Here is a 24,530-nt window from a genome sequence, read left to right as displayed (position 1 = left end):
ACCGGTGCCGGTACGTGCTGTCCTCGGTGCACCGCTCCATTCGTATGCATCGATCTCACAAGGATCGGTGACGTCGATACCCCGGCCGGAGCGGTGCACGGTCTCCCGTACCGGAGGTGCTCCCATGCGTCGACGACATGTCCTGGCAACCCTGATGGCGGCGGGCACAGCCGTCGCCCTCGTGACCGGACCGGGGATGCCCGGTGCGGTCGCGGGCTCCAACCAGCTGTTCATCTACCGGGTCTCCGCGACCTCCGAGGCGGCGGCACAGCGCCTGGTCGACCACGGCTTCGACGTACTCGAGGACCGCAGCGGATCGGACCTGTACGTCCTCGGCGACGACGCGACCGCGGCCAGGCTGCGCGGTGCCGGCTTCCGGGCCTCGGTCGCCGAGCGGCTCGCCCCGGCCGGCTGGAGCGCGCCATCGACCCGGCTCGTGCCGGACGCCGCGGCGCCGGTCGCCGCACCCGTCGACGAGACGTACTACGGCGGGTACCACACCGTCCGGGCCCAGCACGCCCACCTCGACAAGGTGGCCACCGACCACCCTGACCTCGCCACCGTCGTCGACTACGGTGACTCCTACCTCAAGACCCGCAACACGGCCACCGGGTACGACCTCAAAGCCATCTGCCTGACCCGCAGGCAGAGCGGCGACTGCGCGCTGACCCCGAGCGCGCCCAAACCCCGGTTCCTGCTGATGGCCCAGATCCACGCCCGCGAGATCGTCACCGGTGACCTCGCCTGGCGGTTCATCGACCACCTCGCCGGCGGCTACGGGTCCAACGCGGAGGTGACCGCGCTGCTGGACAGCACCGAGGTGTGGGTCGTTCCGGTCGTCAACCCGGACGGGGTCGACCTGGTGCAGCAGGGCGGCAACCGCCCGTACCTGCAACGCAAGAACCTCAACGGTTCCGGCTGCGCCAGCCCGCCGACGGGCTCCAACCAGGTCGGCGTCGACCTCAACCGCAACACCGCCAGCCACTGGGGTACCTCCGGCGTCAGCACCAGCCGGTGCGCGCAGACCTATCCCGGCGCCGCCGCCGACAGCGAACCGGAGACGCAGGCGATCGAGAGCCTGTTCCGCCGGCTGTACGCCGACCAGCGCGGCCCGAACGACAGCGACGCCGCGCCGGCCACCACCCGGGGCGCGATGATCACCCTCCACTCGTACGCGGGCATGAACCTGTTCCCGTGGGGCTGGAGCACCCGCCACTCCGCCAACGACGCGCCGCTGCGGGCGATGGCGGCGAGGATGAGTCAGTACAACGGGTACCGGTACGGCCAGCCGGGCGAGATCCTCTACAACGCGTCCGGTACCAGCGACGACTGGTCCTACGGTGAACTCGGTATCGCGAGCTTCACGATCGAGCTCGCCAGTTGTGGCAGCTTCACCCCGGCGTACTCGTGCACCGGCACCGACTGGTCGAAGAACCTGCCGGCGCTGATGTACGTGGCGGGCAAGGCGAAGGCCCCGTACCAGTCCTGACCGTCCCTACCGGCCTCGGCCGCGCCCGACCGGCACCGGACCCACGTCCTGGCGCCGGCCGGGCGCCAGCAGCGCGTGCCGCTCGCCCGGACCGGGACCTTCGCGCGCGGCCAGCCGGTCGGCCACCGCACCGGTGACGAAGCCATAGACGGCCTTGTGTGACAGGTCGGTGACGAGTTCGTCGCGTGGCCAGGTCCACGGCGGGGCGCCGACGCCGGTGGCGTTCTCCAGGATCTGGTCGTTGGTCAGGCGGCAGACGGTGAACATCGCCGACGACCACGGTCCGCGCAGCCCCGCCTGGGCCATGACGCTGCGCAGGACCCCCAGCACGATCCCTTGCCCCCAGTGCATGCCGAGGTTCAACGCCGGGCGCCGGCCGTCGGCCGACGGTGGCATCCCCACGAGTCGTTGCAGGGTACGGCCCGGTACATGCGAGTCGGGCCGGCCGGTGATGCGCTGCTCCAGTTCCTCGGTGAGCGTCATCGCCGCGCAGCCGGCGGCCCCGGCCACCGCACCCTGCCACAGCGCCTGTCTCAACATCGCCATGTCCCACCCTGTCTGCGTAACGGTTGCCGGCCGCCGGGAGCCCGGTGCCGCCGTGGCTGCCCCGGTCCCGGGCAGGCCCGTGGCCTGTGCGGCGCTAGTCCGGGTCCACGGCGTCGGGATGGCCCTGCATGCCCGAGCCGCCGCCGCTGCTGCCGGAAGAGCCCCCGGCCATCCCCGCCTGATCCTCGGTGATCAGGTCGGAGTCGGGCAGCGCCTCGCGCAGCTTGCCCCCGGGCGGTCCGACGGTGTCGCCCGAGGCGGCGGGCGTGACGTCGGCGCCCTCGGGCTCCCCGTGCCGCCTGGGTTCCTGCTCCTGTGTCACGGCACAACACCCCGCCCTCACCGCGCCGGAGACGCCAGCGTGAACATAGCGCCCTACCCCCGCACGCGGCGGGCAAACGCCTGACTGCCCGGCGGATCGCGGTCAGCATTCGGTGGCCCTTCTGCTGCGCGACGTACCGCCTCACCGCCGCCAGTGGCGCACCGCCGGTGGTCGCCACGACGTACGAGTTGGTCCCCAGCGTCGGCAGCCGCGAGCGCACAGACGGGAACTCATCGCGCAGTACCCGCGGGGCGCGGCCCTTGATGGCCTTGACGAGCTCGTGGACGCCGACCTGCGGGTCGACCTCGACCAGCAGGTGGAGGTGGTCGGGCATGACTTCCAGGGCCGCCAGCCACGGCCCCTTCTCGTCGACAACGTCGCGGACGACCCGCTTGAGCCGCTCCTCGAGCCGACCGCCGAGCACACGCCGCCGGTACTTCGGGCACCACACCACGTGGAAGGCGCACGGGAAGCCGACGTCACTGTTTGATCGCAGCAGGACGGGCACGCCGGCAGTGCACAGCCCAAGCTATCTACTGCCGGCGTGGAGTTGACGCGCTGACCCCACGGCTGAAGCCGGGGGTCAGCGCGCTACGCATTTCGATCAGGCCGTGGTGCCGATCAGACTGTGGCCAGGTAGGCGGCGGCCTTGTCCGGCGTCATGAACCAGTGCTGGAAGTCGTTGGGGTCGGAGAAGCCGTTGCCGAACCGGCGGGCGATGGTCGGGTTCTCCGACGCCGCGCCCAGGATCTGCTGCACGTGCTCGGGCAGCGGCTGCAGCATCGCGTTGGTCCAGTCGGTGACCGCCCGGCCGGCGCCCTCCCAGAACAGCTCGAACGTCTGCTCCATCCAGTCCCGGTCGAACGGCTGGTCGCCACGGGCCAGGATGGACTTCAGGTACGACGCGGCGCACTTCGCGGCGGTGTTGCTGCCCTGGCCGGTGATCGGGTCGTTGGCGACCACGACGTCGGCCATGCCCAGCACGACGCCGCCGCCGGGCAGCTCGGCGACCGGACGCCGCACGGTCGGCGTGTACCGGCCGGACAGGGTCGCCCGTCCGTCGGTGAGCTCCACGTTCGCGGCCCGCTCGTACACCCACGGCGTGTACTGGCGGGTCAGGTCGAGCGTGACCTTCAGGTGCTCGGCCGGGTCGAGGCGGTCGGCGAACCGGTCGATCGGCCCGTTCGGGACGGCCTCCCAGAACAGGATGTCGCACGGTCCGCTGAGGGTGTAGCTGGGGATGACGAACAGCTCGCCGAGGCCGGGCACCGCGTTGAAGCCGACGTGCGGCACCGGCCACAGCGGGTCCGGCTCCAGGCCGTGGACGTACGCGACGGCCAGGCCGCGCTGCGGCGTGGTGTGCACCGAGCGGGCCGGGTCCCGGTCGAACGCGCTGACCAGGTCGCCCTTGCCCGCCGCCACGATGGTGAGGTCGTAGCGGCCGAGCACGGTCAGGCCGTCCAGGTCGGAGGTGGTGACGCCCTGGTAGTGGACGGTGCCGCCGCGCTGCTCGAACAGCTCCAGCCAGGCCGCCATCTTGACCCGCTGGTCGGTGCTCTGCGCGTACCCGTCGAGCGGGCAGGGGATGCGCAGCGCCCGCTCGCCGGGGGGCGCGGACAGCGACACCTGCAGGCCCTCGATCCGCGGCGTCTGGTCCTCCCAGAGGTTGAGCCCGTACGCCCGTTCGGTCTGCAGCGCGTTGTGGAACATGGCCTGCGTGCTCATCACCCAACCGCGGCGGATCTCGTCGGGGGTACGCGCGGACATGATGGTGACCTCGTACCCCTCGGCGAGCAGGCTCAGCCCGAGTTGGAGTCCGGACTGTCCGGCGCCGACGATAAGAATTCTCCGCATTCGTACCTCCTGAGGGGTTGTGCTATCGGGCGGTGAGGGCGCCCGGCACCGTGCCGGCGGCGGTGCGCTTCATCGTGTGCTCCACGACCGCCATGAGCGCTCGCGCGACCGATGCCGGATCGCGGGCGTCGCACGTGATCAGTGGGACGTCGGGGGATAGCGCGAGCGCCTCCCGGACCTCCGCCAGGTCGTGCGTCAGCACGCCGTCGAACAGGTTGAGGCAGACGACGAAGGGAACGTCGCTGTCCTGCTCGAAGTAGTTCACCGCGGCGAACGACGACTCCAGGTGGCGGGTGTCGGCCAGGACCAGCGCACCGACGGCGCCGCGGCACAGGTCGTCCCACATCGGCCAGAACCGCGCCTGGCCCGGCGTACCGAACAGGTACAGCACCAGGTCCGGCCCGATGGTCAACCGGCCGAAGTCCATCGCGACGGTCGTCGTGGTCTTGTTGATGCCCGGGTCGAGCCGGTCCACCGGCTCGCTGGCCGCGGTCATCCAGGCTTCGGTGTTGACCGGGGCGATCTCGGAGATGGACCGGACGCAGGTGGTCTTCCCGACGCCGAATCCACCGGCGATGACGATCTTCGCCGAGGTCAACATGGAGCTGTCAGGCGAGCTGACGGAGGCCGTCACGCAGTCTCTCCAGGAGGCGGAAGTCGAACGGGGAACTGTACGCATCGGCGTGGACCACCAGCCGGTCGCTGGCGGCGAGGTCGTCGACCACCACGCGGGTCACGCCCAACGACATGCCGGAGAACGCCGACAGCTCGGCGACGGATCTGGTTTCGCGGGCGTGCTCGTACAGTGACCGGGCTTCCGGCAGCAGGCCCGCCGCGAAGACCGCGTCGTAGTACGGCACCGACACCAGGGTATGGACCAGCAGGTGTTGCCGTGTTCGGGTGCGCCCCCCGGTCAGAACGTAGGGCCGCACCTTCCAGTGCGTGGTGGCCACGGTGGTTGCTCCTAGGCTCGTGTCTGCTCAGCGGGGGAGCTGGCTGGCGGTCATCCGGTGCATCTCGTGGCGCACCTGTGGGGTGAGGACGTGTCCGACGGCACCGACGAACTGTGTCATGTGGTACGCGACGACCCGCAGGTCGCATCCGGCGGCGGCGGCGACCGCCAGCCCGGCCGACTCGCCGACCCGCATGAACAGCAGGTGCCCGCGGGGTAGCCGGACCGTCAGATACTCGGACGCGCCGAGGTCGAGCAGGGCCGCGCTGCGGTCGGCCATGCTGAGCAGCCCCGCGGTGAGCGCGGCGAGCTGGTCGCCGAGGTCGCGTGGGACCATCCGGGACGCGGCGAGCTGCAGTCCGTCGAGGGACACGATCAACGCGTGGGTGACGCCCGGCACCTCGTCGGCGAACTGCCGGACGAGCCAGGCGCAGTCCTGCGGCCCACGGGCCGACGGCGGCTGAGCTGTCGTACCGGTGCTGTGTGGGATCATCGCGGCTGTCCTTCGGATGGCTCGTTGGTGGCTGTCCGCTGCTGCGCGTCGGCGCCGCCCGCGGTGAAGGTGTCACTGCCGTTCGCGGGGGAGGTACCGCTACCACCCAGGACGGGGGTGCCGCTGCCGTTCGCGGGCGAGACGTCGCTGCCGCCCGGGGCGGAGGCGGTGATGCTGCCGGTGGCGAAGGCGTCGCTGATGCCCGCGGCGAAGTCGGCGGTCTCGTCGGGCCAGGCGTCCCGGTTCGAGCCGACCTCCGGTGGCGTGCGGAACTCCGGCGAGATCCGGGACTCCGGAATGGACGGTGCGAGCGGACGCACGGTACCCGACGACTGCGCGGAGTCGCGCAGACTCTCGCGAACCCGGCGGGGCAGGGCGTTGCCGCCGCCCGTCTCCCGCCGGCCGTGTCGCCCGCCCTCTTCGGACGGCTGCCCGTTGACCAGCATGAGGTGTGAAACGGGCACTTGCGCACTCCCGTGGTACGGGTTACCCCCGCCGGACAAGCGGTGGGCGGGCGAGGTGGCCCGGGCCGAGGCACGGGGACCGGGCCCGGCGTGGTTCGCCGTCGGTACGGCGTGGTTGCCCGTCGATACGTCGGTGTGGCTCGCCGCCGGTGCGCCCGGCCGGGTGGCCGGCGCGATCTCGCACAGCAGCGCGTCCGGGACGACGACGCTCGCGGTGGTCCCTCCCGACGGCCGGTTGGTCAGGTGTACCCGCAGGTGGTGGGCGACCGCCAGACGCGCGACGACGACCAGGCCCAGGTGGGCGACCGGGTTGCCGTCGAGCGGTGGGGGCGCGTTGCCGGCGAGCATGCTGTTGAGGGGCGCCAACTGGTCGGTCTTGACGCCGACGCCCGAGTCCTCGATGCGCACCAGGACGCTGCCGTGCTCGGTGAGGTAGGCCGAGACGATCACGCTGGAGGTGGGCGGCGAGAACCGGGTCGCGTTGTCGAGCAGTTCGGTCAGGACCCGGATCACGTCGTCGGCAGCGAACGCCGTGACCGCCAGCGGGACCATCTGTCCGATCTGGACACGCGAGTAGTACTCGATCGCGGACGTGGCGGCCCGGATGACGTCGAGTAGCGGGGTGACCTGCCGGCTGGCGTCGTCGACCTTGCGGCCCAGGAGAACCTGCAGGTTCTCGGCCTGTCGCCGGATCCTGGTGTTCGCGTGGTCGATCCGGTACAGCTTCTCCAGTCGCTCGGCGTCCTGCTCGTCGGCCTCGACGGCTTCGAGTTGGGTGCCCATCTGGTACGCCGTGGCCAGGATGCGCAGCGCGAACTGCTCGCAGATGGCGGGCCAGAGGTTCTGGGCGCGCTCGTCGGAAGGAGTCGAAGGGGGAGGGGGCGGGGGTGGCGGCTCGACCGCCCGCCGTGTGGTGACCTCGACGATGGACGGATCCAGCCGCCGGGCCATCCGCTGCCGCCACGTGAGATGCCGGCTCACCGCATGACTCCGCCGTGTATTAGCCGTTGTTTCATACTGTTTCGGACCTGTACCCGATCACGTGGTCTGACACGGTGATGCAGTCAACCACTGAGCGCCGCCGATGGCAATGTCGCGTTGTCGCGCATCCGACTGCTCGCGCTGGTGAACGCGGTGCGCGCGGTGGGCGGGGCGCTGTGTCCTTTGCCATAGGGTGAAACTGTGTCCCGACGGATCGACTACCTTCGCGGGCTTTGGTATGGAGAACGGTCGCCTCGGCGGCCTTCTTGGCAGGGGTCGGCCGGTGTCACGTCCGGCAGAGGATCTCGCCATGCGGCAGGGACAGCCACCCGTCCGCGTCGGCGGCCCAGCTCCGCCAGGCGTCGGCGATGCGGTGCAGATCCTCGTCGGTCGCGGCGCCGGAGGCGAGCGCCTGTCGCGCCAGGTCCGACTTCAGGATCCGCTCGGCCCACATGCCGCCCCACCACGCCCGGTCAGCGGGGGTGGCGAAGCACCACGTCGACGATGTCGCGGTGACATCGGTCAGGCCGGCGGCGTGCGCCCACGCCAGCAACCTCCGGCCCGCGTCCGGCTCGCCGCCGTTGGCGCGGGCCACGCGCTGGTACAGCGCCATCCACTCGTCCAGCGCCGGAATCTCCGGGTACCAGGTGAAGCCGGCGTAGTCGCTGTCGCGGGCGGCCACTATGCCGCCCGGCCGGCACACCCGTCGCATCTCGCGCAGCGCCGCCACCGGATCGGCGACGTGCTGGAGCACCTGGTGGGCGTGTACGGCGTCGAAAGTGCCGGCGGGGAATCCGAGCGCGTGCACGTCGCCGACGGCGAAGTCCACGTTGGACACACCCCGGGCCGTGATCTCCGCCCGGGCCAGCGCCAGGGCGTCGGCGCTGACCTCCACCGCGGTGACCCGTCCCGGCGCGACGCGGACGGCCAGGTCGGCCGTGATGGTGCCGGGACCGCACCCCACGTCCAGCACGGACATGCCGGGCCGTAGGTGCGGCAGGAGGTGGGCCGCCGAGTTCTCCGCGGTCCGCCACCGGTGCGAGCGCAGCACCGACTCGTGGTGCCCGTGCGTGTAGACGGCCCCGTTCGTGGCCGTCTTCTGCGCGGTCGGGTCCTGCGCGGCTTTTTGGTGCCCGGTCGGGTCCTGTGCGGTGGTTTCGTGCGCGGCCATGCGGAACGCTCCCTCGTCGGCCTGATCCAACGCCCCGACGTTACGGGCATCTCCCGCTTAGTGGGATCGTTCTCTCATTATCTGGGAGTGCCCGCGATCGGTGAAGGGTTCGTGGGCTCCTGGCCCCGGACGGTCTTCACCGATCATGGGGAGGGAGTTCCGGCGGCCGGCGCAGCAGGGCGAGGAACGCCGTGAAGACTGCCGGCATGTCGATCTCGTCCGGCTGGAGCAGCCACTGCAGTCGGAGGCCGTCGAGTACCGCGACGAGCAGCGCCGACGCCTGCTCCACGGTGAGATCTTCCGATGATCGGCCGCCGAGTTGGGTGCGCAACGACCGCGCGGCGCCCTGTCGCAACTCGGTGTACCGCTGCGCGAAGAAGGTGTGTGCCGGATGGTCGTCGGTCACGCTCTCGGCGGCGAGCACGGTGAACGCGCGCAGGGCGGCCGGTCGGGTCGTGTCGTGTGCGACCAGTTCGGTCAGGTGGTCCAGTGGGACGGCGGCGTCGCCGGCGCCGACGAACATCCGCCGGATGTCCATGTCGCCGGCGACCTGGAGTGCCTCCAGCAGGAGAGCCTGCTTGCCGGGGAAGTAGTGGAGCAGGCCCTGCTGGGTGAGCCCGGCCCGTTCGGCGACGGCGGCCAGCGCGGTGCCCCGGTACCCGCGCTCGGCGAACAGGTCGAGCGCGATGCGGATGATCTCCTCCCGGCGGTTGCGCGGATGCCGGGCGCGGCGCCGGTTGTCCGTGGCCGCACCCGACCGGGCGGTGGGTGCGGTACCCGACCGGATGTCGGGAGTCCGGTCGGGGACGGCCGCGTCGACCGGGTCCGGCTGTGTCGCGTCGGAAGGGGGCGGCTGCGCGGCGTCGACCGGGTCCGGCTGCGTCATCGGGCTCCCTCAAGATCTTGGTGAACGGCCTAGGGCAGCCTAACTGGGCAATTTGGTAACGCCAAGGTAACGTTGCCGACCTATCACTCGGTAGGTTGCGCGGTAGCGTCCGCGACGCGCGGTTCCGGCCACACCCCTTGTCCCGCCTCGGCAGCGTGCCGACGGCGGGATTGCTTACCCGGGGCGGCCATGGTCGACAGGGAGGTCGGCTGTGTCAGCAAGGTCCACGACGGCTAGGGGGTCCGGGGCCATTCCCGGTCCCAGAAGGGCACCGGAGGCCGGCATCGTGACGGCAGGCCCGCCGGTACCGGCCGCGGTACCGGCGGGCCAGGACACACCCGGGACCGGTTCCACACCCCGGCGGATGCCGCTCGGCCTGACCCTCCGGTTCGGGACGGCCAGCTTCGCCACCTGGCTCGCGCTGCTCACCCCCGTCGTGGTCACCCTGGCCCTGCGCGTCCAGCAGATCGACCCGGCCAACAAGGAGCGCAGCCTGGGGCTGATCCTCGGCGTCGGTGCGTTCCTGGCCACGGTCGCCAACCCGCTGATCGGCCGGCTGTCCGACCGGACCATGTCCCGGTTCGGCCGTCGCCGGCCGTGGATGGTCGGCGGGGCCGTCGGCGGCTTCGTCGGTCTGGCGATCATCGCGACCGTGCCGTCGATTCCGGCGATCATGGTCGGTTGGGCCATCTCCCAGTTGGCCTTCAACGCTCTGCTGGCGGCGTTGACCGCGACCATCCCCGACCAGTTCCAGGTCGCGCACCGGGGCCGGGTCTCCGGACTCTTCGGGCTGACCATCCAGGGTTCGCTGATGCTCGGTGCGTTCGTCGCGGCGGCCTTCGTCGGCCGGCCGGTGCTCCAGTTCCTGGTCCCGGCCACCATCGCGATCCTCGCGGTCGGCCTGTTCTGCTTCCGGCTGCCGGACCGTCGGCTGACCCGCCGCCCGGCGCCGTTCTCGGTCCGCGAGTTCCTCGGCAGCTTCTGGGTCAACCCCAAGGCACACCCCAACTTCGGGTGGGCCTGGATGACCCGGTTCCTGGCCCTGTTCGGCACCGCGATCCCGCAGGCCTACCTGGTGTACTTCCTGCCCGACCGGCTCGGTACCAGCCCGGAGAACGTGGCCGGCCAGGCCGCTACCCTGATCATGATCTCCTCGGTGTGCACCGTGGCCATGGCCGCGCCCGGTGGCTGGCTCTCCGACCGGATGGGTCGCCGTAAGCCGTTCGTCGTCGCGGCCGCGGTACTGATCGGAATCGGGCTGTTCCTGATCGCGGTGGCGCCGACGTTCGCCGCGCTCGCGGTCGCGGAGGTCGTGTTCGGTCTCGGTAACGGCCTGTTCCTCGCGGTGGACCTGGCGCTCGTCACCCAGGTGCTACCCGACCCGGAGACGGTCGGCAAGGACCTGGGGGTCATCAACATCGCCAACGCGCTGCCGCAGTCGCTCGCCCCCGCGATCGCCCCGATGGTTCTGCTGGCCGGCGGTTATACGCTGCTGTTCGCCATCGCGGCGATGAGCCTCGTCCTCGCCGCGATTCTGGTCACCCGGATCAAGGGGGTCAGTTGACGTTCTCCCCGTCCTTTAGGGCGGGGAGAACGTCAAACCACCTGGGCGTACGAGCCCGGCGGACCGTGCAGCTCTGGGACGGCGGCTGGCGGACGGTGCCCGGCCGGTACACGGTCGAGGCGGCGCACAGCATCGCCGACCCGCGCCTCGCCGTCCAGGTCGAGCTCGACTGACCGGTTACGGAAGCGGGCCCGGGGGGGGCCCCCCCCACGGCCCGCTTCCGTAACCGTCGAGCTGTCAGGCCCCGGCGTCGTCGTCACCGGCGGCGGTGACCCGCCGGCGCCGGGAGGCGACGTAGAGGCCGGCACCGAGGACGACGAGCGCGAGCCCGACACCGCCGGCCAGGCCGGCCTGGGAGCCGGTGATCGGCAGGCCGTCACCGCTACCACCACCGGTCCCGCCCGTCGTGGGGTTGATGACGACGAGCGCCTTGTCGTTCGAGGGGTTCGCGTCGGCGGGCGGGTCCTGCGGGACGCGGTAGGGGTCGTGGAACGACACCGTGCCGGTCGCGTTCGGGATGACCTGGGTGATCTTCAGCTCGAACGGTGCGCTGATCGTGTCACCGGCGCCGAGGTAGTCGATCGTCCAGCAGCGGTAGAACGAGCCGCCGGAAGCGCCGCGCTCCACGTGCTGCAGGTCCGGCCCGTCCTCGATCACCGATTCGCAGTTGTTCGGCGCCTTGGCCACCTGGACGCCCGGCGGCGGGACGAACTGGAAGTGCGCGCCGGGCTCGCCGCCCGCGCGGCTCCAGTCGAGCGACGCCGGCCCGTTGTTCTTCTCGCCGATGGTGATCGTCACGATGTCGCCGACCTTGCCGCTGGCCGTGGCGCCGATCGTCGCGAGATCGACGGTGTTGGCCACCTCGTAGAAGCCTTCGGCGACGTTGTCCCCGGGGTTGATGTCCAGGGCCCGGGCCTGCTTCGCGGAGACGGCCTTCAGTGCGAAGCGCTTCGTGCCCGTGCCGCTCTTGGCGGACAGCTTGCCGAGCGGGGCGTCCACCTCGCCGGCGGCCTCGACCGAGAAGCCCACGCCCTTGGGACCGTAGGCGTCGGGGGCGAACCCGGCGCCGTAGCCGTCGGTCTCGGTGTCGTGCTCGTCGAGGGTCACCCAGCGGACGGTCGTGCCGGGTTCCACCGGCTGGTCGACCTTGCAGGTGGCCTGGGTTCCGTGGTTCGGCGTTTCGGCGTAGGCGCAGCCGGTGTACTCGAACGGCTGCACGCCGCGGTCGAACCAGATCGACATCGTGAAGCCGCTCGCCGGACGGTTACCGGTGTTCGCGAACACCATCGGGGTGTACCGGACGTCGCCGGGCTTCGCGTCGCCGAGCGTCTCCACCGGCTCGAGCGCGACCAGGTCGACGCCGTCGACGAGCGTCACCTTCGCGGTGACCGTCCGGACGTCGGTGTTGTTGGCCTTGGCGAGCACGGAGAACGTGCCGGTGGCGCCCGCCTTGGCGGTGGGGTGGATCAGCAGCGGCAGGGTGTCGCTGACGTTACCGCTGGGCAGTTCGCAGGTTGCCTTCGTACCGGCGGGCACGCAGGGCTTGGGGAGCTCGACGGTGCCGATCGAGCTGAGACCGGACAGGTCGAGCACCACGAGGGGCTTCTCGGCGGCGCGCCCGTACAGGCGGATCGGTACGGCGGTGCCGGTCGAGCCGGCCGCGCCCATGGTGATGTCGGGCGAGACGTCCGGCAGGAAGTACGGGGTGGTGGCGTCGGTGGCGTGCACGGCGGGCGCCGCGACCGCGCCGACGGCGAGCGCGGCCGCGGCGACGATTCCCAGCCGCGCCGTGCGGACCAGTTGCGCCGTGCGGATTCGAGAGGATGGCGACACGGAGCTTCCCTCGGTTCGGAGACGGGGCGGTCGGATCATAGAGGAGAACCGGCGACCGCTTGATCCCCGTCAATTTGTCCTGAGTGGTCGCCGCACAAGGCTTTTGCGGTCGGTTGCGGGGTACCCGATGGCATGCTTGATGGTGAACCATCCACGTTGTCCGGTCAGGTTTTTGTCCTGACTCCGGTACGTCTGCCGGGGTTGTGTGCCTTCGACCCGCCGCCGTCCGAACGTGCAGTGGATGCGAAAACGGCTGGCGGTCACTGGAACGATGGCGGAGTGACGGTTTCCTCGAACCTCGGCCGCACCTGGACCGTCGAGGTCGTACCGGTCGGCCGGGCCGACGCGGCCGACCTGCTGCGCGAGTACGTTACCGAGGTGGTGAGCCGGTACTACCACCGCCCGGCCACCGACGCCGAGGTCGACGCGGCGACGGATGGCGATCCCGGCGCCGGCCTCGCGCCACCGGGCGGACTGTTCCTGCTCGCCCGGCTCGACGGCGGTCCGGCGGGCTGTGTCGGGCTACGGCTGGTCGGTCCCGAGGTCGCCGAGATCAAGCGGCTGTACGTGCGACCGCGGACGCGCGGTCTCGGCGGGGGCGCCCTCCTGCTCGGTGCGGTCGAACGCGCCGCCCGTGACCTGGGCGCCAGCAGCGTGCGCCTCGACACCCGGCACGACCTGGTGGAGGCGCGGCGGCTGTATGCCCGGCACGGGTACGTCGAGACCGCCCCGTATTCGGACGACCCGTACGCCGACCACTGGTTCGGCAAGTGCCTCGCCTGAGTCCGTTTGTGCTCACCGCGCGGGGGTAGCGCGAGGCGGGCGACCGGTGGAAGGGGGCGGCGTGGCCAGACCCAGGATCCTGATCGTCGGGGCCGGGTTCGCGGGCTACCACGCGGCCCGCACTCTGGTGCGGCTGGCGCGCGACCGCGCCGAGGTGGTGGTCATCAATCCGACCGACTACTTCCTGTACCTGCCGCTGCTGCCGGAGGTCGCCGTCGGCCTGCTGGAGGCGCGCCGGGTGGCGGTGTCGGTACCCGAGACCCTGCCTGGCGTGCGGCTGATCCTGGGCGAGGTGTACCGCGTGGACCTCGACGCCCGCCGGGTGCGGTGGGTGAACCCGGAGGGCCGCCACGCCGAGATCGGGTACGACCGGCTGGTCCTGGCCGCCGGGAGCGTCAACAAGCTGCTACCGATCCCCGGCGTGACCGAGTACGCGCACGGTTTCCGGGGTGTGCCGGAGGCACTGTACCTGCGCGACCACCTGACCCGCCAGTTCGAACTGGCCGACGCCGGCGACGACCCGCACGAGCGCACCGCGCGCACCACGTTCGTCGTGGTCGGTGCCGGGTACACCGGCACCGAGGTCACCGCGCAGGGCGTGCTCTACACCGACGTGCTGCACGCCCGCCACCCCCGGCTGGCGCAGTGGCGGCCACGCTGGCTGCTGCTGGACGTGGCGCCCCGGGTCCTGCCCGAGCTCGACGAGCGGCTGTCCCGTACCGCCGACCGGGTGTTGCGCCGGCGCGGCGTGGACGTGCGGACGGGCGTGTCGGTGGCCGAGGCGACGCACGAGGGGGTACGGCTCACCGACGGGAGTTTCGTGGCCACCCGTTCGCTGATCTGGTGTGTCGGGGTACGGCCGGACCCGCTCGTCGACGCGATCGGCCTGGAGACGGTGAAGGGCCGGTTGCTGGTCGACGAGTACCTCAACGTGCCCGGCCATCCGGAGGTGTACGCCTGCGGTGATGTCGCGGCCGTTCCGGACCTGACCCGGCCGGGGCAGCTCACGGCGATGACGGCGCAGCACGCGCAGCGGCAGGGCAGGCGGGTCGCGCACAACATCGCGGCGTCGTACGGCGCGGGGCACCGCAAGCCGTACCGGCACCGTGAGCTCGGTTTCGTGGTGGACCTGGGCGGCATGCAGGCGGCCGCGAACCCGATGGGGGTGCCGCTGTCGGGCCTGCCCGCCAAGGCGGTGACCCGTGGCTACCACCTGCTCGCGTTGCCGGGCAACCGTACCCGTACCGCCGCCGACTGGACGCTCAACGTGCTGCTGCCACGCCAGACCGCGCAGCTGGGCCTGGTCCGGTCGCCCGCGGTACCGCTCGAGGCGGCGACGCCGGAGGTGGTGGCCGGGGCCGGTTGACGACCGGGCGGCCACGGTTTTAGGAGAAGAAGGCCACCAGTTCCCGGTTCAGCGGTCCCGCGGGGGCCATCGGGAGGGTGTGGTGGGTCGCGCCGGGCAGCGTCGTGATGGTGGAGTGCGGCATCATCCGGCGCGCGTTGGCCGCCACCGACCGGATGTCGTGCGCCTTGCTGTTCTCGGCCAGCACGATCAGGGTGGGCGCGGTACAGGCGCGCAGTTGCCCGGCCGTGGGGTGGCGCGGCAGGACGATCCTCGACGAGGGGAACCGGGTCCCGAGTTCCGCCATCCTCATCCAGGCGGGGTCGAGGGCCGCGCCGCCGGTCTCCCAGGCGAAGTACCACCGTAGCCAGCCCGGGGTGGGCCGGATGAACATCGGCACGGCGCGTAGCCGGTAGGCCATTCCGAGGCGGGCGAAACAGTCGGTCGGGTCGAGCAGGGCGATCCTGCCGACCCGTCCCGGTGCGTGCAGGGCATAGCCGAGCGACAGCCAGGCGCCGTACGAGTGGCCGCACAGGTCGGCGCGCGCGATGCCGAGGCCCGCGAACACGGTGTCCAGCCAGTCCATCAGGTCGGCCGGCGTGCGTACCGGCCGGCCGTCGTGGACGCTGCGGCCGGTGAAGCCGATGGTGTCGACCGCGTACACCCGGTGGGTGCGGCTCAGTTCGCCGACGTTGGCGAACCAGACCGTCGAGGTGGCCCCGCCGCTGGGCAGCAGTACGAGCGGCGGCGCGTCCGCCGGCCCGCAGACGTTGACGCGCGTGGTGCCGTACGCCGATGGCAGGTCGACGGCCTCGGGAGTGACCGGCCACCGGGCGAGGGCGGCGTCGTAGGCGGCGAAGAAGCGGGCACCATCCGCAGTGGACGCGAAGGCGGGCGCGGACAGGGGGCGCGACAAGGGATCATCGGTCATGCGTCACCTCGTGGTTGCCGGTTAGGTAACCGATAAATATTCTCGACGATCGAGATACTAGCTGGGTTAGTGAGACTGATCAATGGATGTTGCGGACGTGGTAGATGACCGGCAACCGGGCATGCGGATGGTCCACCTGCTCCGGGCGATCACGGTGGACCTCGACCTCTCCGGCGCCGAGTTCGCCCGCGTGCACGGACTGCACCCCACCGACCTGCGGGCGCTCATCCATCTGATCGACGCCGCCCGGTCGGACCTCCCCGCGACCCCCGGCTGGCTCGGCCGGCAGATCGGGCTGAACTCCGCCGCCGTCACCGCGCTGGTCGACCGACTGGAACGGCTCGGTCACGTCCGCCGCGAGCGGGACACCCGCGACCGCCGCCGGGTGCGGCTCGTCGTCTCGTCGAAGGCCATGGACCTGGGCTGGTCCTTCTTCGGCCCACTGATCAGCGGGATGGTGGGCGCGATGCGGTCGTTCGACGAGGCGGAACTGGCGACGGTCGAGCGGTTCCTGCGCGCCATGAACGACGTGGTCGCCACCGTCCGGCGGGCCGGGGCGGAGGGGGTCCGCGAAGCACCGCGGTCGGTCGCCCCGGATCCGACCCGCTGACGGGCGGCGGTCAACGGCTGCCGGACGGTGGCCGCGCGGACCGGGGGTCGAAGGACGACAGCTCGGCCAGCCGGGCGAACAGGGCGCGTTCGGCCGCCGTCGGGGCGTCCGGCACGACCACCTCGATCTCGGCGTACAGGTCGCCCGGGGCTCCCCGGGGATCGGGCAGACCGAGTCCGGGCAGCCGGAGCCGCCGCCCACTCGACGCGCCGGCCGGAACCCGTACCGGGACCGGTCCCGCCGGGGTCGGTGCCGCCACGGTGGCGCCCAGCGCGGCCTCCCACGGCGCGACGGGCACGACGACGGTCACGTCGCGCCCGTCGACCCGGCAGCGGGCGCCCGGCACGAGGTGTACCACGAGAACCAGGTCGCCCGGCGGCCCCCCGCCGACGCCGGGTCCGCCCCGGCCGATCATCCGCAGGCGGTACCCGTCGGTCACCCCGGCCGGGATGGTGACGCCGTAGTCGCGGGTACCGGTCGTGGTCTCCAGGGCGACCCGGCAGCGCCCGCCGGTGTACGCCTCCGCGACGCTCACCTCGATCTCGGCCTCGATGTCGCGGCCGCGGGTCGCGCGCGGGCGGAACCGGCCCCACCGTCCCGGTGGAGGCGGCTCCCCGTTGCGGTCGGGGACGTCCCGTCTCGCGGCCACGTCCGCTCCTACCCGCGCTGTCCGCTCCTACCCGCGCTCGGCTCTCCTACCCGCGGTCGGTCCCGGCTCGCGCGGCCGCGAGATCTCGGCCCGCAGCCCGGCGAGTTCCTCCTCGAGTTCCATGATGCGGCGAATGCCGGCGAGGTTGACCCCGTAGCCGGTCAGCGCGGTGATCCGGCGTAGTCGGACGAGGTCGTTGTCGCTGTACCGCCGGGAACCGCCGTCCGTGCGCGCCGGTGCGACGAGCGCCGCGTCGCCGGCGGCGGGCCGTGGTCACGGCGGGAGCGTGCGGGTCGCCGGCGGCGGGCCGTGGTCACGGCGGGAGCGTGCGGGTCGCCGGCGGCGGGCCGTGGTCACCGCGGGAGCGCGCGGGTCACGGCGGGAGCGCGCGGGTCACCGCAGGAGCACGAAGGTCACCGCGGCGAACGGGACGCCGAGCAGGGCACCGGCGACGACCTGCCCGGCGGTGTGGTCCCGCAATCGGACCCGCGACCAGCCGATCAGCGCCACGAGGACCCCGGTGGCCAGCAGGGCCGGGCCGAAGACCAGGACCAGGACGGTGGCCGAACCGGAGGCCACGGCGGCGTGCGCCGACAACTTCCAGGCCAGGTTGACCGCGCCGATACCGACCAGGACCACCAGCATCACCACCACCATCGCGATGAGTTCGCGGGGCGCGTGCAGCGCGGCGAGGATGGCGAGGCCGATGAGCACCGATCCGACCGCGAACAGCAACGGGATCCGGCGCTGTTCGCGTACCCCGATGTGATGGTCGGTGATCTTGCCGAGGCGCATGCCGATGCGGACGATCGCGTACGGGACGACAGCGGAGAACAGCAGGGCGAGCGCGGCCCAACCGAGGCCCGCCGGCACGGTCGGTGCGGCGTGCACCCCGATTACCACAGGCATGGTCGCGGCCAGCACGGCCGGCGCGAACACCTCCGTGACGACCCGGGCCAACCGTTCGGCCGGGGTGGGCGCGGCCCCGGTCTGGGTGTCCGCGGCCTCGGTCGGGGTGTCCGCGGCCCCGGTCGGGGTGGGCGCGGCCCCGGTCGGGGTAGGCGCGGGAACGGCACCGTCCGGCATGCGTGCCGGGGAGACGTCGACCGGATCCATGTCGTCCTCCAGTGGTTCGTGCGGGTCGCCGCCCGCACGGTGGTCGCGGCGATGGTACCCGTCGCGTCGGAGCGGCGGCGTGTGTGCGACGGTGACGAGCCCGCGCCGCCAACCGTCCGACATGGATGGACGAGCGCCGTGGTCGAGGGCGCGGTGCGGTCGTGGTGGTGGGGGGTAGCGAGCCAGTTGCGTCGCCCGTTTCGCGCTCATTATGTCCATATGGTGGTCTCATGGAGACGTTGCTCGTCACCGCCGATCCCGCTCGGGAGGAGGCCCGCGTCGCGCGGTCGCGCGCGTTCCTCGACGAGCTGATGGCGCGCGTCGGGGTCGACGGACTGGTGGCCACGCTGCGGTCGCCGTCGCTGGGGACGGCCGTGGCCGACCACGCGGCCGTGGTACGCGACAACGTGGCACTGGACGCCACCGGTATCGAGCCGGTCGAGCTGGCCGACTACGCGGCCGTGGTGCTCGCCGACGCCCAGCGCGCCGCCCACCTGCTGCCCACCGACCCGGGTGCGGTCGACTGGGAACGGGCGGACTGGTACCTGCTGCGGCTGCTCGCCGTCTGCGCCGTCGCGGTGGAGTCGGACTGCCTGTAAGCCCCCGTGCTTCCCCGTGCGGCGGGTGGCTGCCGAGAACCACCCCGCTGACCCACCCCAGGACCCACCCCAGGACCCACGCAATGTCGCCGACATTGCGGCATCCGCGCGAACCGTGGCAGCACAGTTTGCGACATTGCGCGGATCTTGGGTGGGTCAGCGGGGAGGGGCTCGGCGGCCGCGTTTGGTCGCCGGCACGCGGGGAATTGCACCGGTGACGTGGGAGGCTGGCCGATGCGTCTGCTCGAGGGCCTGCAGACGGTCGTGGTGACCGGACGGTACGTGCGCCCGGACGGGCGGCCCTGCCGCGGCAGCATTCTCATCGAGCCGGAGCCCGCCCAGCTCACCAGCGCCGACCGGGGGATCGCCGTGGTGGGCCGGGCCGAGGCACAACTCGACGAGTCCGGCCGGTTCACCCTTGAACTGCTCGCGACGGATGCGGCGGGGATCAGCCCCTCCGGCTGGCGGTACCGGGTGACCGAGCGGTGGTCGGACGCGCCGGGACGGACCTACACGATGGCCCTGCCCGCCTCGGAGCCCACGGTCAACCTGCCCGCGGTGATCCCGCCGCCGGCGCCCCGGGAACGCCCGGTGTCCCGGGAACGCCCGGCGGCCGAGGAACGCCCGGTGTCCCGGGAACGCCCGGCCGCGCGTCGGGCGGCGACGGACGCAGGCGCCGGGTGGACAGAGCCGCCGCCGACCGACGACGCCGGCGCGGACGGCTTGGTGTACAACGCCCGCGAGCACGGCCTTGCCGGGGACGGGACGACCAACGACCAGCCGGCGCTGCAGGCGCTGGTGGACACGCTCGGTGGCGCGTGCGCCGCCGACGGCCTACGCCGGGTGGTCTACTGCCCGCCCGGCGTGTACTCGATCCGCGACGCCGGTACCGTCTGGCGCAGCGGGGTGTCGCTGGTCGGCGCCGGGCCGGGCGCGACCCGGTTCGTCCTGTCGAACGCCGGGAACCGGGCCGACCCGACGCCGCTGGCCTTCTTCACCGCCATCGAGCACGGCGCCGGTCGCGACAACCACCTGGCCGACTGCACCTTCGCCCGGTTCGAGATCGACGGTTCGGGAGTCGTGCTGTCGCGATACCACGTGCTGGCCAAGGGGCTGGGCCTGCAGTACATGGTGCGGGGGCGGTTCCGGGACCTGTACATCCATGACACCGCCGCCACCGGGCTGGGCTGCGACTTCCTCCAGGACACCTTGATCGAGGGCGTGGTCGCGCGGCGCTGCGGGCGGCTCGACAGCGGTGTGCAGATGGGCGGAGCCGGCATCGGTATCGGTATCGGCGGCTGGGGCGCGATCGAGCGGCTCACGATCACTGACTGCATCGTCACCGGCAACGGCACCAACGGGATCTTCCTGGAGTTGCAGGAGGACATGTGGCCACCGCCGCGCGGGATCCGCATCATCGGCTGCCACACCGAGGACAACCGGTACGGCATCTCCGACTGGGGTGCCGAGGGGCTGATCGTCTCGGCCTGCACGATGATCGGCAATCACGAGGCCGGGTTCGACATCTCCGGCCTCGGCACGGCGTCGATCGCGGGGCGCGGCGGCATCGTGACCAACTGCGTGATCGACCGCAACATCGGCGACGGGCTGGGAATCGGCAACACCCCGGGCCCGTACACGTTCACCGCCAACCGGATCAGCGGCAACGGGCGGTACGGATACCGGCAGCACAACATCGGGCGGGGCAACCAGCAGCCTACCGGCGACATCGCCCTGAACGGCAACGAGATCTGGGCCAACGCGCTGGACGGCATCCGCGTCGACGCCGACCTCACCGACGCGGCCCTGGTCGACAACCGGGTCCGCAACAACGGTCGGTGCTGCGCACCCGGGGCCTCCGGGGGAGGCGACGGGGTCAGCTACACGGCCCTGACCCTGTCCGACCGCGGCGCCGACTGGCCTCCGGATGGGCACCTCGGCAAGTTGCTCACCGTCGGCGCCGAGCACGTGCTGGTCACCGGCAACACCGCCACCGAGCTGCGGCTCGGGCCACGTCGGCCCGGCGCGACGACCGCGTGGGACGGCGGCACCCCGCCCGACGGGACCCCGTACGAGCTGCCGGACGCGCCGGAGCCCCGGGCGGGTGTCACGGTGGACGCGGTCGCGCGCCGGTTGACCGTGCGGGGCAACCGGATCTGGGACAACCAGGATCCCGGTACCCAGACGTACGGCCTCTGGATCACCGAGCGGGGTAGCTGCGTGTCGGGTTGGGTGGAGGACAACAACCTGGTCGGCAACGCGGTCGACGGCGTCCGGTTCGACACCCCGCCGGCCGGTGGCTGCTGGCGCGACAACCACGGCGTCGACAACCACGGCGTCGACGACCAGGGCGTCGACAGACACGGCACCGGCGACCGCCGCTGACCGGCGGCGCCAGCTGTACCGGCCGCGCCTGGCGTACCGTGCGGAGTCCGCGTGTCTCGCCGCGGCCGCGTTTTGCGCCCGTGGGTTGCGGGTAGTCGGCACGCCGGGAGCAGCACAAGACCACGCCGGGCGAGGCGGGTGCTGCCGACCCTCATACGAGCTGCGTGGACCTGCCGTTTACGGGCCTGCCCGCACGCACCGCCACGGCGGTGGGGTGCGGCAGGAGTACGAGTGGGCAGCCGGTCGTGGGGCAGCGCCTGATGCCAGGGGGTCCGGTGATGGCAACTGAACGCGTCCTCACCGTCGGGGTGCTCGGCTCGTACGGCGGGCGGAACCTCGGTGACGAGGCGATCCTGACCAGTCTCCTCGGTGACCTGCGCCGGCGCCGGCCGGACGTGCGGGTCCTGGTCTTCTCACGTGACCCCGAGTACACCCGGTGGGCCTTCCCCGACGTGGAGGCCATGGGCTGGCACGGGGTCAACCGGGAGCGGATGGCGGGCGTCCTGCGTGGGCTGGACCTGCTGATCCTCGGCGGCGGCGGCATCCTGTACGACACCGAGGCCCGCCGGTACCTGCGCCTGGTCGGCATCGCGCAGGAGTGCGGGGTGCCGGTGTTCACGTACGCGCTGGGCGCCGGCCCGCTGACCGAGGACCTCGACTGCGCGATGGTGCGCGAGATCCTGCCCGGCTGCGTCGAGGTGACCGTGCGCGACGAGGAGTCCAAGCTGGCCCTGGAGGAGGCGGGGCTCGGCTGCCCGGTGACGGTCACCGCCGACCCGGCGCTGCTGCTGGAGCCGGAGGAGTTCGCCGGCGACGCGGCGCAGAGCGAGTGGGTGGTGCCCAACGGCAAGCGCTGGATCGGCATGAGCGTGCGCGAGCCCGGGCGCGCCGCCCAGCAGCTCGACGTGGACTCGTACCACCAGCTGCTGGCCCACGTGGGTGACTTCATGGTGCACCGGCTGGACGCGCACGTGCTGTTCATCCCGATGGAGCGGAAGGACATCGGGCACGCGCACGCCGTGCTGTCGTACATGACGGCGGTGGACCAGTGCCGGGTCCTGCACGGCAGCTACCGCCCCCGCCAGATCCTCGGCCTGATGCGCCACATCGACCTGGCGGTCGGGATGCGCCTGCATTTTCTCATCTTCGCCGCGATGTCGGGCGTACCGGTGCTGCCGTTGCCGTACGCCGGCAAGGTGTTCGACTTCGCCCAGCAGATCGGGGCGCCCGCGCTGCGGGGAGTGGTACGGGAGGCGTGCGGGCCGCTGATGGCCGAGGTGGACCGGCTGTGGGACGAGCGGCCGTTGCGGGCCGGCGACGCGGCGGCCAGGCTGGCGGCGCTACGCGACCGGGCCGCCCTGACCGGTGAGCGCCTCGGCGCCCACCTCGACCGGATCTTCCCGCCCCGGCGCCCGGTGGAGGCGGGCGCCGGGGCCGATCGGGTGCCGTTCCCGGTGCCCGGGGCGGTGCTGGCGGCCGGCTGCGTCTACCCGATGGTGCAGGCGATGAGCCGGTAGCCGCCCGGTCGCACGACCTCAGGCGGGGTAGGCCAGGCCGTGGCCGAACGGGTACAGCGTGGTGCCCGCCGCGTCCGCCGCCGGGATGGTGACCGGGAGGCGGCCGGCCGGGGCCACCTCGCCGAACAGCACCCGGGTCAGCGACTCCAGCGCGATGGCGGTGTAGCTGTAGGTGGCCAGGTACGCCGGCACGGTCGGCACGTACGCGATGTCGTACGGCTCGGCGACGGCCGCCACGACCAGCGGGACGCCGGTGGCCTGGAGCGCCTCGACCAGTCGCCGCTGCTGCGGGTTGGCGCGCAGCCCGTTGGTGGTGACGACGGTCAGGTCGTGGGTACCGGAGGCGGCGACCGCGGCGTCGATCTGCGCCTGGGTCGGTGCGGCGCCGGTCGTGAGCGTGTCCGTGACCTGGCCGCGGCGGCCGAGGTCGGCCGCGAGGGTGGCGGTGGTGGCCACCCCCCAGCCGGTGACCAGGACCTTGCGGCCCGGCTGTGCCGGCAGCGGCAGCGTCGCGCGGTCGTTGCGGACCAGGGTCGTGGTCCGGTCGGTGATCGCCTGGGCGGTCGCCAGGTGGTCGGCGGTGCCGACCGTCGCCGGGAGCCGGGAGGCGTCGACGTACGGGTTGCGCACCAGGCCGCGGCGGAACTTCAACCGCAGGATGCGCTGGACCGACTCGTCGATGCGGCGCTCGGTCAGCTCCCCGTCGCGGACGGCGGCCAGCACCGACCGGTACGCCAGGTCCAGGTCCGGCGGCATGAGCAACTGGTCCACGCCGGCCTTGAGTGCCAGTACCGGCACCCGGCCGTCGCCGTACTTCTGCCGCACCCCGGCCATCCCCAGCGAGTCGGTGATCACCACGCCGTCGTAGCCCAGTTCCTTGCGCAGGATGCCGGTGACGATCGGTTGCGACAGCGTGGCCGGGTCGCCGGACGGGTCCAGGGCCGGCACCACGATGTGGGCGGTCATGATGGCGTCGACGTGCGCGGCGACCGCGGCGGCGAAGGGCGGGCGGTCGAGCTGTTCCCACTGCTGCCGGGTGTGCCCGATGACGGGTATCCCGGTGTGGCTGTCGACGTTGGTGTCGCCGTGGCCGGGGAAGTGCTTGGCGGTCGCGGCGACGTTTTCGCGCTGGTAGCCGGTCACCGCCTCGCGGGTGAGCGTGGCGGCGAGGGTGGGGTCGGAGCTGAACGACCGGACGCCGATCACCGGGTTGGCCGGGTTGGTGTTGACGTCGGCGTCGGGGGCGTAGTCCTGGTTGACCCCCATCGCGTGCAGCTCGGCGGCGGTGATGGACGCGGCGGTACGGGTGTCGGCGGTGCGGCGGTCGGCGCCGAGCGCCATGTTGCCGGGGAACTGGGTGGCCGGCGGGCCGATCCGGGTCACGATGCCCTGCTCCTGGTCGGTGCCGATGAGCAGGGGCACCGGTATCCGGGTCCGGGCGGCGGCGCGCTGGACACCGTTGGACAGCGCGGCGATCTGGTCGGGGCTGTTGACGTTGTGTGACCAGGCGAAGTAGATGATGCCGCCGAGCCGGTACCGGTCGATGAGCTGGGCGGCGTTGTCCACGCCGTACAGCTCCCGGTTGGCCGCGACGTCGTCCGGGTCGGTGGTGTCGGCCGCGGTGCCGTAGGCGTACGTGACGAACAGCTGGCCGACCTTCTCCTCGAGGGTCATCCGCCGGGCCGTGGCCCAGGCCCAGGTGCACGCCGCCACGTCGGCGGGCCGGCAGGACGGTAGCGGCGGCCGGTCCGCGGCGGCTGCGGCGGTCGGCTCGACCACGCCCGACAGCATCGTGACGGTGGTCAGCGCGCCGATGGCGGCGGACAGGCGGGTGCGCGTGGACATACAGACCTCCCGGCGCGGCGGACTGGCATCGACCATTATCTACACCAGATCCGGAAAAAAGTACCCGTCCGCGGATCGAAGCCGTGGAAATTCTCCAACGTCGACCGTTTCTGTGATCGCGGGCCGCCGCTACGCATGCTCACGGAGGATTTTCCGTGCGCCGACCCGGAAAATTCTCCGTGAGCATGGGGGGGG

21 protein-coding genes and 3 pseudogenes are annotated in these 24,530 nt (G+C 72.1%); 8 read left to right on the top strand and 16 right to left on the bottom strand.

Annotated elements, in window-relative coordinates; translation table 11 throughout:
- The first annotated feature begins 124 nt into the window (after positions 1-124).
- The gene (locus ACNTMW_RS00455; protein WP_426631266.1) at positions 125-1,489 is read left to right on the top strand and encodes a M14 family zinc carboxypeptidase; all 1,365 of its coding nucleotides are present in this window, start codon (positions 125-127) and stop codon (positions 1,487-1,489) included.
- Between the two features lie 6 nt (positions 1,490-1,495).
- Here ACNTMW_RS00455 and ACNTMW_RS00450 read toward each other — a convergent pair whose 3' ends face one another.
- The 10 genes and pseudogenes from ACNTMW_RS00450 to ACNTMW_RS00405 all read right to left on the bottom strand — a co-directional run bounded on the left by ACNTMW_RS00450 (position 1,496) and on the right by ACNTMW_RS00405 (position 9,158).
- A complete protein-coding gene (locus ACNTMW_RS00450; protein WP_426631265.1) occupies positions 1,496-2,035 on the bottom strand; it encodes a hypothetical protein in 540 nt (179 codons plus the stop codon).
- Between the two features lie 94 nt (positions 2,036-2,129).
- Complete coding sequence (locus ACNTMW_RS00445) at positions 2,130-2,357, bottom strand: preprotein translocase YidC (RefSeq protein ID WP_426631264.1); 228 nt, start codon at positions 2,355-2,357, stop codon at positions 2,130-2,132.
- 112 nt (positions 2,358-2,469) lie between these two features.
- Positions 2,470-2,865, bottom strand: a pseudogene (tnpA, locus tag ACNTMW_RS00440) (IS200/IS605 family transposase); the annotation flags it as partial.
- Positions 2,866-2,978: 113 nt separating this feature from the next.
- On the bottom strand, positions 2,979-4,211 hold the full coding sequence (locus ACNTMW_RS00435) for a styrene monooxygenase/indole monooxygenase family protein (protein ID WP_426631263.1): 1,233 nt from the start codon (positions 4,209-4,211) through the stop codon (positions 2,979-2,981).
- A gap of 22 nt (positions 4,212-4,233) precedes the next feature.
- Positions 4,234-4,812, bottom strand: a complete 579-nt coding sequence (locus tag ACNTMW_RS00430) for a GTP-binding protein (RefSeq protein WP_426631713.1) — start codon at positions 4,810-4,812, stop codon at positions 4,234-4,236.
- A 7-nt stretch (positions 4,813-4,819) separates the two neighbouring features.
- Entirely contained in the window at positions 4,820-5,164 is a 345-nt protein-coding gene (locus ACNTMW_RS00425; protein WP_426631262.1) for a DUF742 domain-containing protein, read from the bottom strand.
- Positions 5,165-5,191: 27 nt separating this feature from the next.
- On the bottom strand, positions 5,192-5,656 hold the full coding sequence (locus tag ACNTMW_RS00420; RefSeq protein WP_426631261.1) for a roadblock/LC7 domain-containing protein: 465 nt from the start codon (positions 5,654-5,656) through the stop codon (positions 5,192-5,194).
- Entirely contained in the window at positions 5,653-7,101 is a 1,449-nt protein-coding gene (locus tag ACNTMW_RS00415; protein ID WP_426631260.1) for a sensor histidine kinase, read from the bottom strand. Before ACNTMW_RS00415 ends, ACNTMW_RS00420 begins: the two co-directional genes overlap by 4 nt.
- 286 nt (positions 7,102-7,387) lie before the next feature.
- Positions 7,388-8,272 carry a methyltransferase domain-containing protein gene (locus ACNTMW_RS00410; protein WP_426631259.1) on the bottom strand — a complete coding sequence of 295 codons (885 nt, stop codon included), beginning with the start codon at positions 8,270-8,272 and terminating at the stop codon, positions 7,388-7,390.
- A gap of 136 nt (positions 8,273-8,408) precedes the next feature.
- Positions 8,409-9,158 (bottom strand): TetR/AcrR family transcriptional regulator, encoded by a 750-nt coding sequence (locus tag ACNTMW_RS00405; RefSeq protein ID WP_426631258.1) that lies wholly within the window; start codon positions 9,156-9,158, stop codon positions 8,409-8,411.
- 286 nt (positions 9,159-9,444) lie between these two features.
- Between ACNTMW_RS00405 and ACNTMW_RS00400 the strand changes: the two genes are divergently transcribed.
- Positions 9,445-10,722: an MFS transporter gene (locus tag ACNTMW_RS00400; protein ID WP_426631257.1), complete on the top strand. Its 1,278-nt coding sequence runs from the start codon at positions 9,445-9,447 to the stop codon at positions 10,720-10,722.
- 237 nt (positions 10,723-10,959) lie between these two features.
- Here ACNTMW_RS00400 and ACNTMW_RS00395 read toward each other — a convergent pair whose 3' ends face one another.
- The gene (locus ACNTMW_RS00395) at positions 10,960-12,555 is read right to left on the bottom strand and encodes a hypothetical protein (RefSeq protein ID WP_426631256.1); all 1,596 of its coding nucleotides are present in this window, start codon (positions 12,553-12,555) and stop codon (positions 10,960-10,962) included.
- 279 nt (positions 12,556-12,834) lie between these two features.
- On the opposite strand from ACNTMW_RS00395, the gene ACNTMW_RS00390 reads away from it, so the two are divergent.
- Together ACNTMW_RS00390 and ACNTMW_RS00385 are read left to right on the top strand one after the other, a co-directional pair.
- Positions 12,835-13,338, top strand: coding sequence for a GNAT family N-acetyltransferase (locus ACNTMW_RS00390; RefSeq protein WP_426631255.1), 504 nt, complete (start codon positions 12,835-12,837; stop codon positions 13,336-13,338).
- Positions 13,339-13,399: 61 nt separating this feature from the next.
- Entirely contained in the window at positions 13,400-14,704 is a 1,305-nt protein-coding gene (locus ACNTMW_RS00385; protein WP_426631254.1) for an NAD(P)/FAD-dependent oxidoreductase, read from the top strand.
- Between the two features lie 19 nt (positions 14,705-14,723).
- Here ACNTMW_RS00385 and ACNTMW_RS00380 read toward each other — a convergent pair whose 3' ends face one another.
- The gene (locus tag ACNTMW_RS00380) at positions 14,724-15,614 is read right to left on the bottom strand and encodes an alpha/beta fold hydrolase (protein ID WP_426631253.1); all 891 of its coding nucleotides are present in this window, start codon (positions 15,612-15,614) and stop codon (positions 14,724-14,726) included.
- A 97-nt stretch (positions 15,615-15,711) separates the two neighbouring features.
- Between ACNTMW_RS00380 and ACNTMW_RS00375 the strand changes: the two genes are divergently transcribed.
- Complete coding sequence (locus ACNTMW_RS00375) at positions 15,712-16,224, top strand: MarR family transcriptional regulator (protein ID WP_426631252.1); 513 nt, start codon at positions 15,712-15,714, stop codon at positions 16,222-16,224.
- Positions 16,225-16,234: 10 nt separating this feature from the next.
- Here ACNTMW_RS00375 and ACNTMW_RS00370 read toward each other — a convergent pair whose 3' ends face one another.
- The 3 genes and pseudogenes from ACNTMW_RS00370 to ACNTMW_RS00360 form a co-directional block, all read right to left on the bottom strand.
- Positions 16,235-16,873 carry a DnaJ C-terminal domain-containing protein gene (locus tag ACNTMW_RS00370; protein WP_426631251.1) on the bottom strand — a complete coding sequence of 213 codons (639 nt, stop codon included), beginning with the start codon at positions 16,871-16,873 and terminating at the stop codon, positions 16,235-16,237.
- 129 nt (positions 16,874-17,002) lie between these two features.
- Positions 17,003-17,107, bottom strand: a pseudogene (locus ACNTMW_RS00365) (MerR family transcriptional regulator); the annotation flags it as partial.
- 159 nt (positions 17,108-17,266) lie between these two features.
- Positions 17,267-17,989, bottom strand: coding sequence for a phosphatase PAP2 family protein (locus ACNTMW_RS00360; RefSeq protein WP_426631250.1), 723 nt, complete (start codon positions 17,987-17,989; stop codon positions 17,267-17,269).
- Between the two features lie 230 nt (positions 17,990-18,219).
- On the opposite strand from ACNTMW_RS00360, the gene ACNTMW_RS00355 reads away from it, so the two are divergent.
- The 3 genes and pseudogenes from ACNTMW_RS00355 to ACNTMW_RS00345 all read left to right on the top strand — a co-directional run.
- Positions 18,220-18,588 (top strand): DUF6401 family natural product biosynthesis protein, encoded by a 369-nt coding sequence (locus ACNTMW_RS00355; protein ID WP_426631249.1) that lies wholly within the window; start codon positions 18,220-18,222, stop codon positions 18,586-18,588.
- 234 nt (positions 18,589-18,822) lie between these two features.
- On the top strand, positions 18,823-20,973 hold the full coding sequence (locus tag ACNTMW_RS00350; protein ID WP_426631248.1) for a right-handed parallel beta-helix repeat-containing protein: 2,151 nt from the start codon (positions 18,823-18,825) through the stop codon (positions 20,971-20,973).
- 278 nt (positions 20,974-21,251) lie between these two features.
- Positions 21,252-22,370 (top strand): annotated as a pseudogene (locus ACNTMW_RS00345) (polysaccharide pyruvyl transferase family protein); the annotation flags it as partial.
- A gap of 138 nt (positions 22,371-22,508) precedes the next feature.
- Here ACNTMW_RS00345 and ACNTMW_RS00340 read toward each other — a convergent pair.
- Complete coding sequence (locus ACNTMW_RS00340; protein ID WP_426631247.1) at positions 22,509-24,335, bottom strand: glycoside hydrolase family 3 protein; 1,827 nt, start codon at positions 24,333-24,335, stop codon at positions 22,509-22,511.
- Positions 24,336-24,530: the final 195 nt, after the last annotated feature.

It is taken from the genome of Planosporangium spinosum, assembly GCF_049999945.1.
GTDB classification, from domain to species: domain Bacteria; phylum Actinomycetota; class Actinomycetes; order Mycobacteriales; family Micromonosporaceae; genus Planosporangium; species Planosporangium spinosum.
The sequence above is the reverse complement of the archived record's forward strand: the minus strand, read 5'-3'. Positions and strand labels throughout refer to the sequence as shown.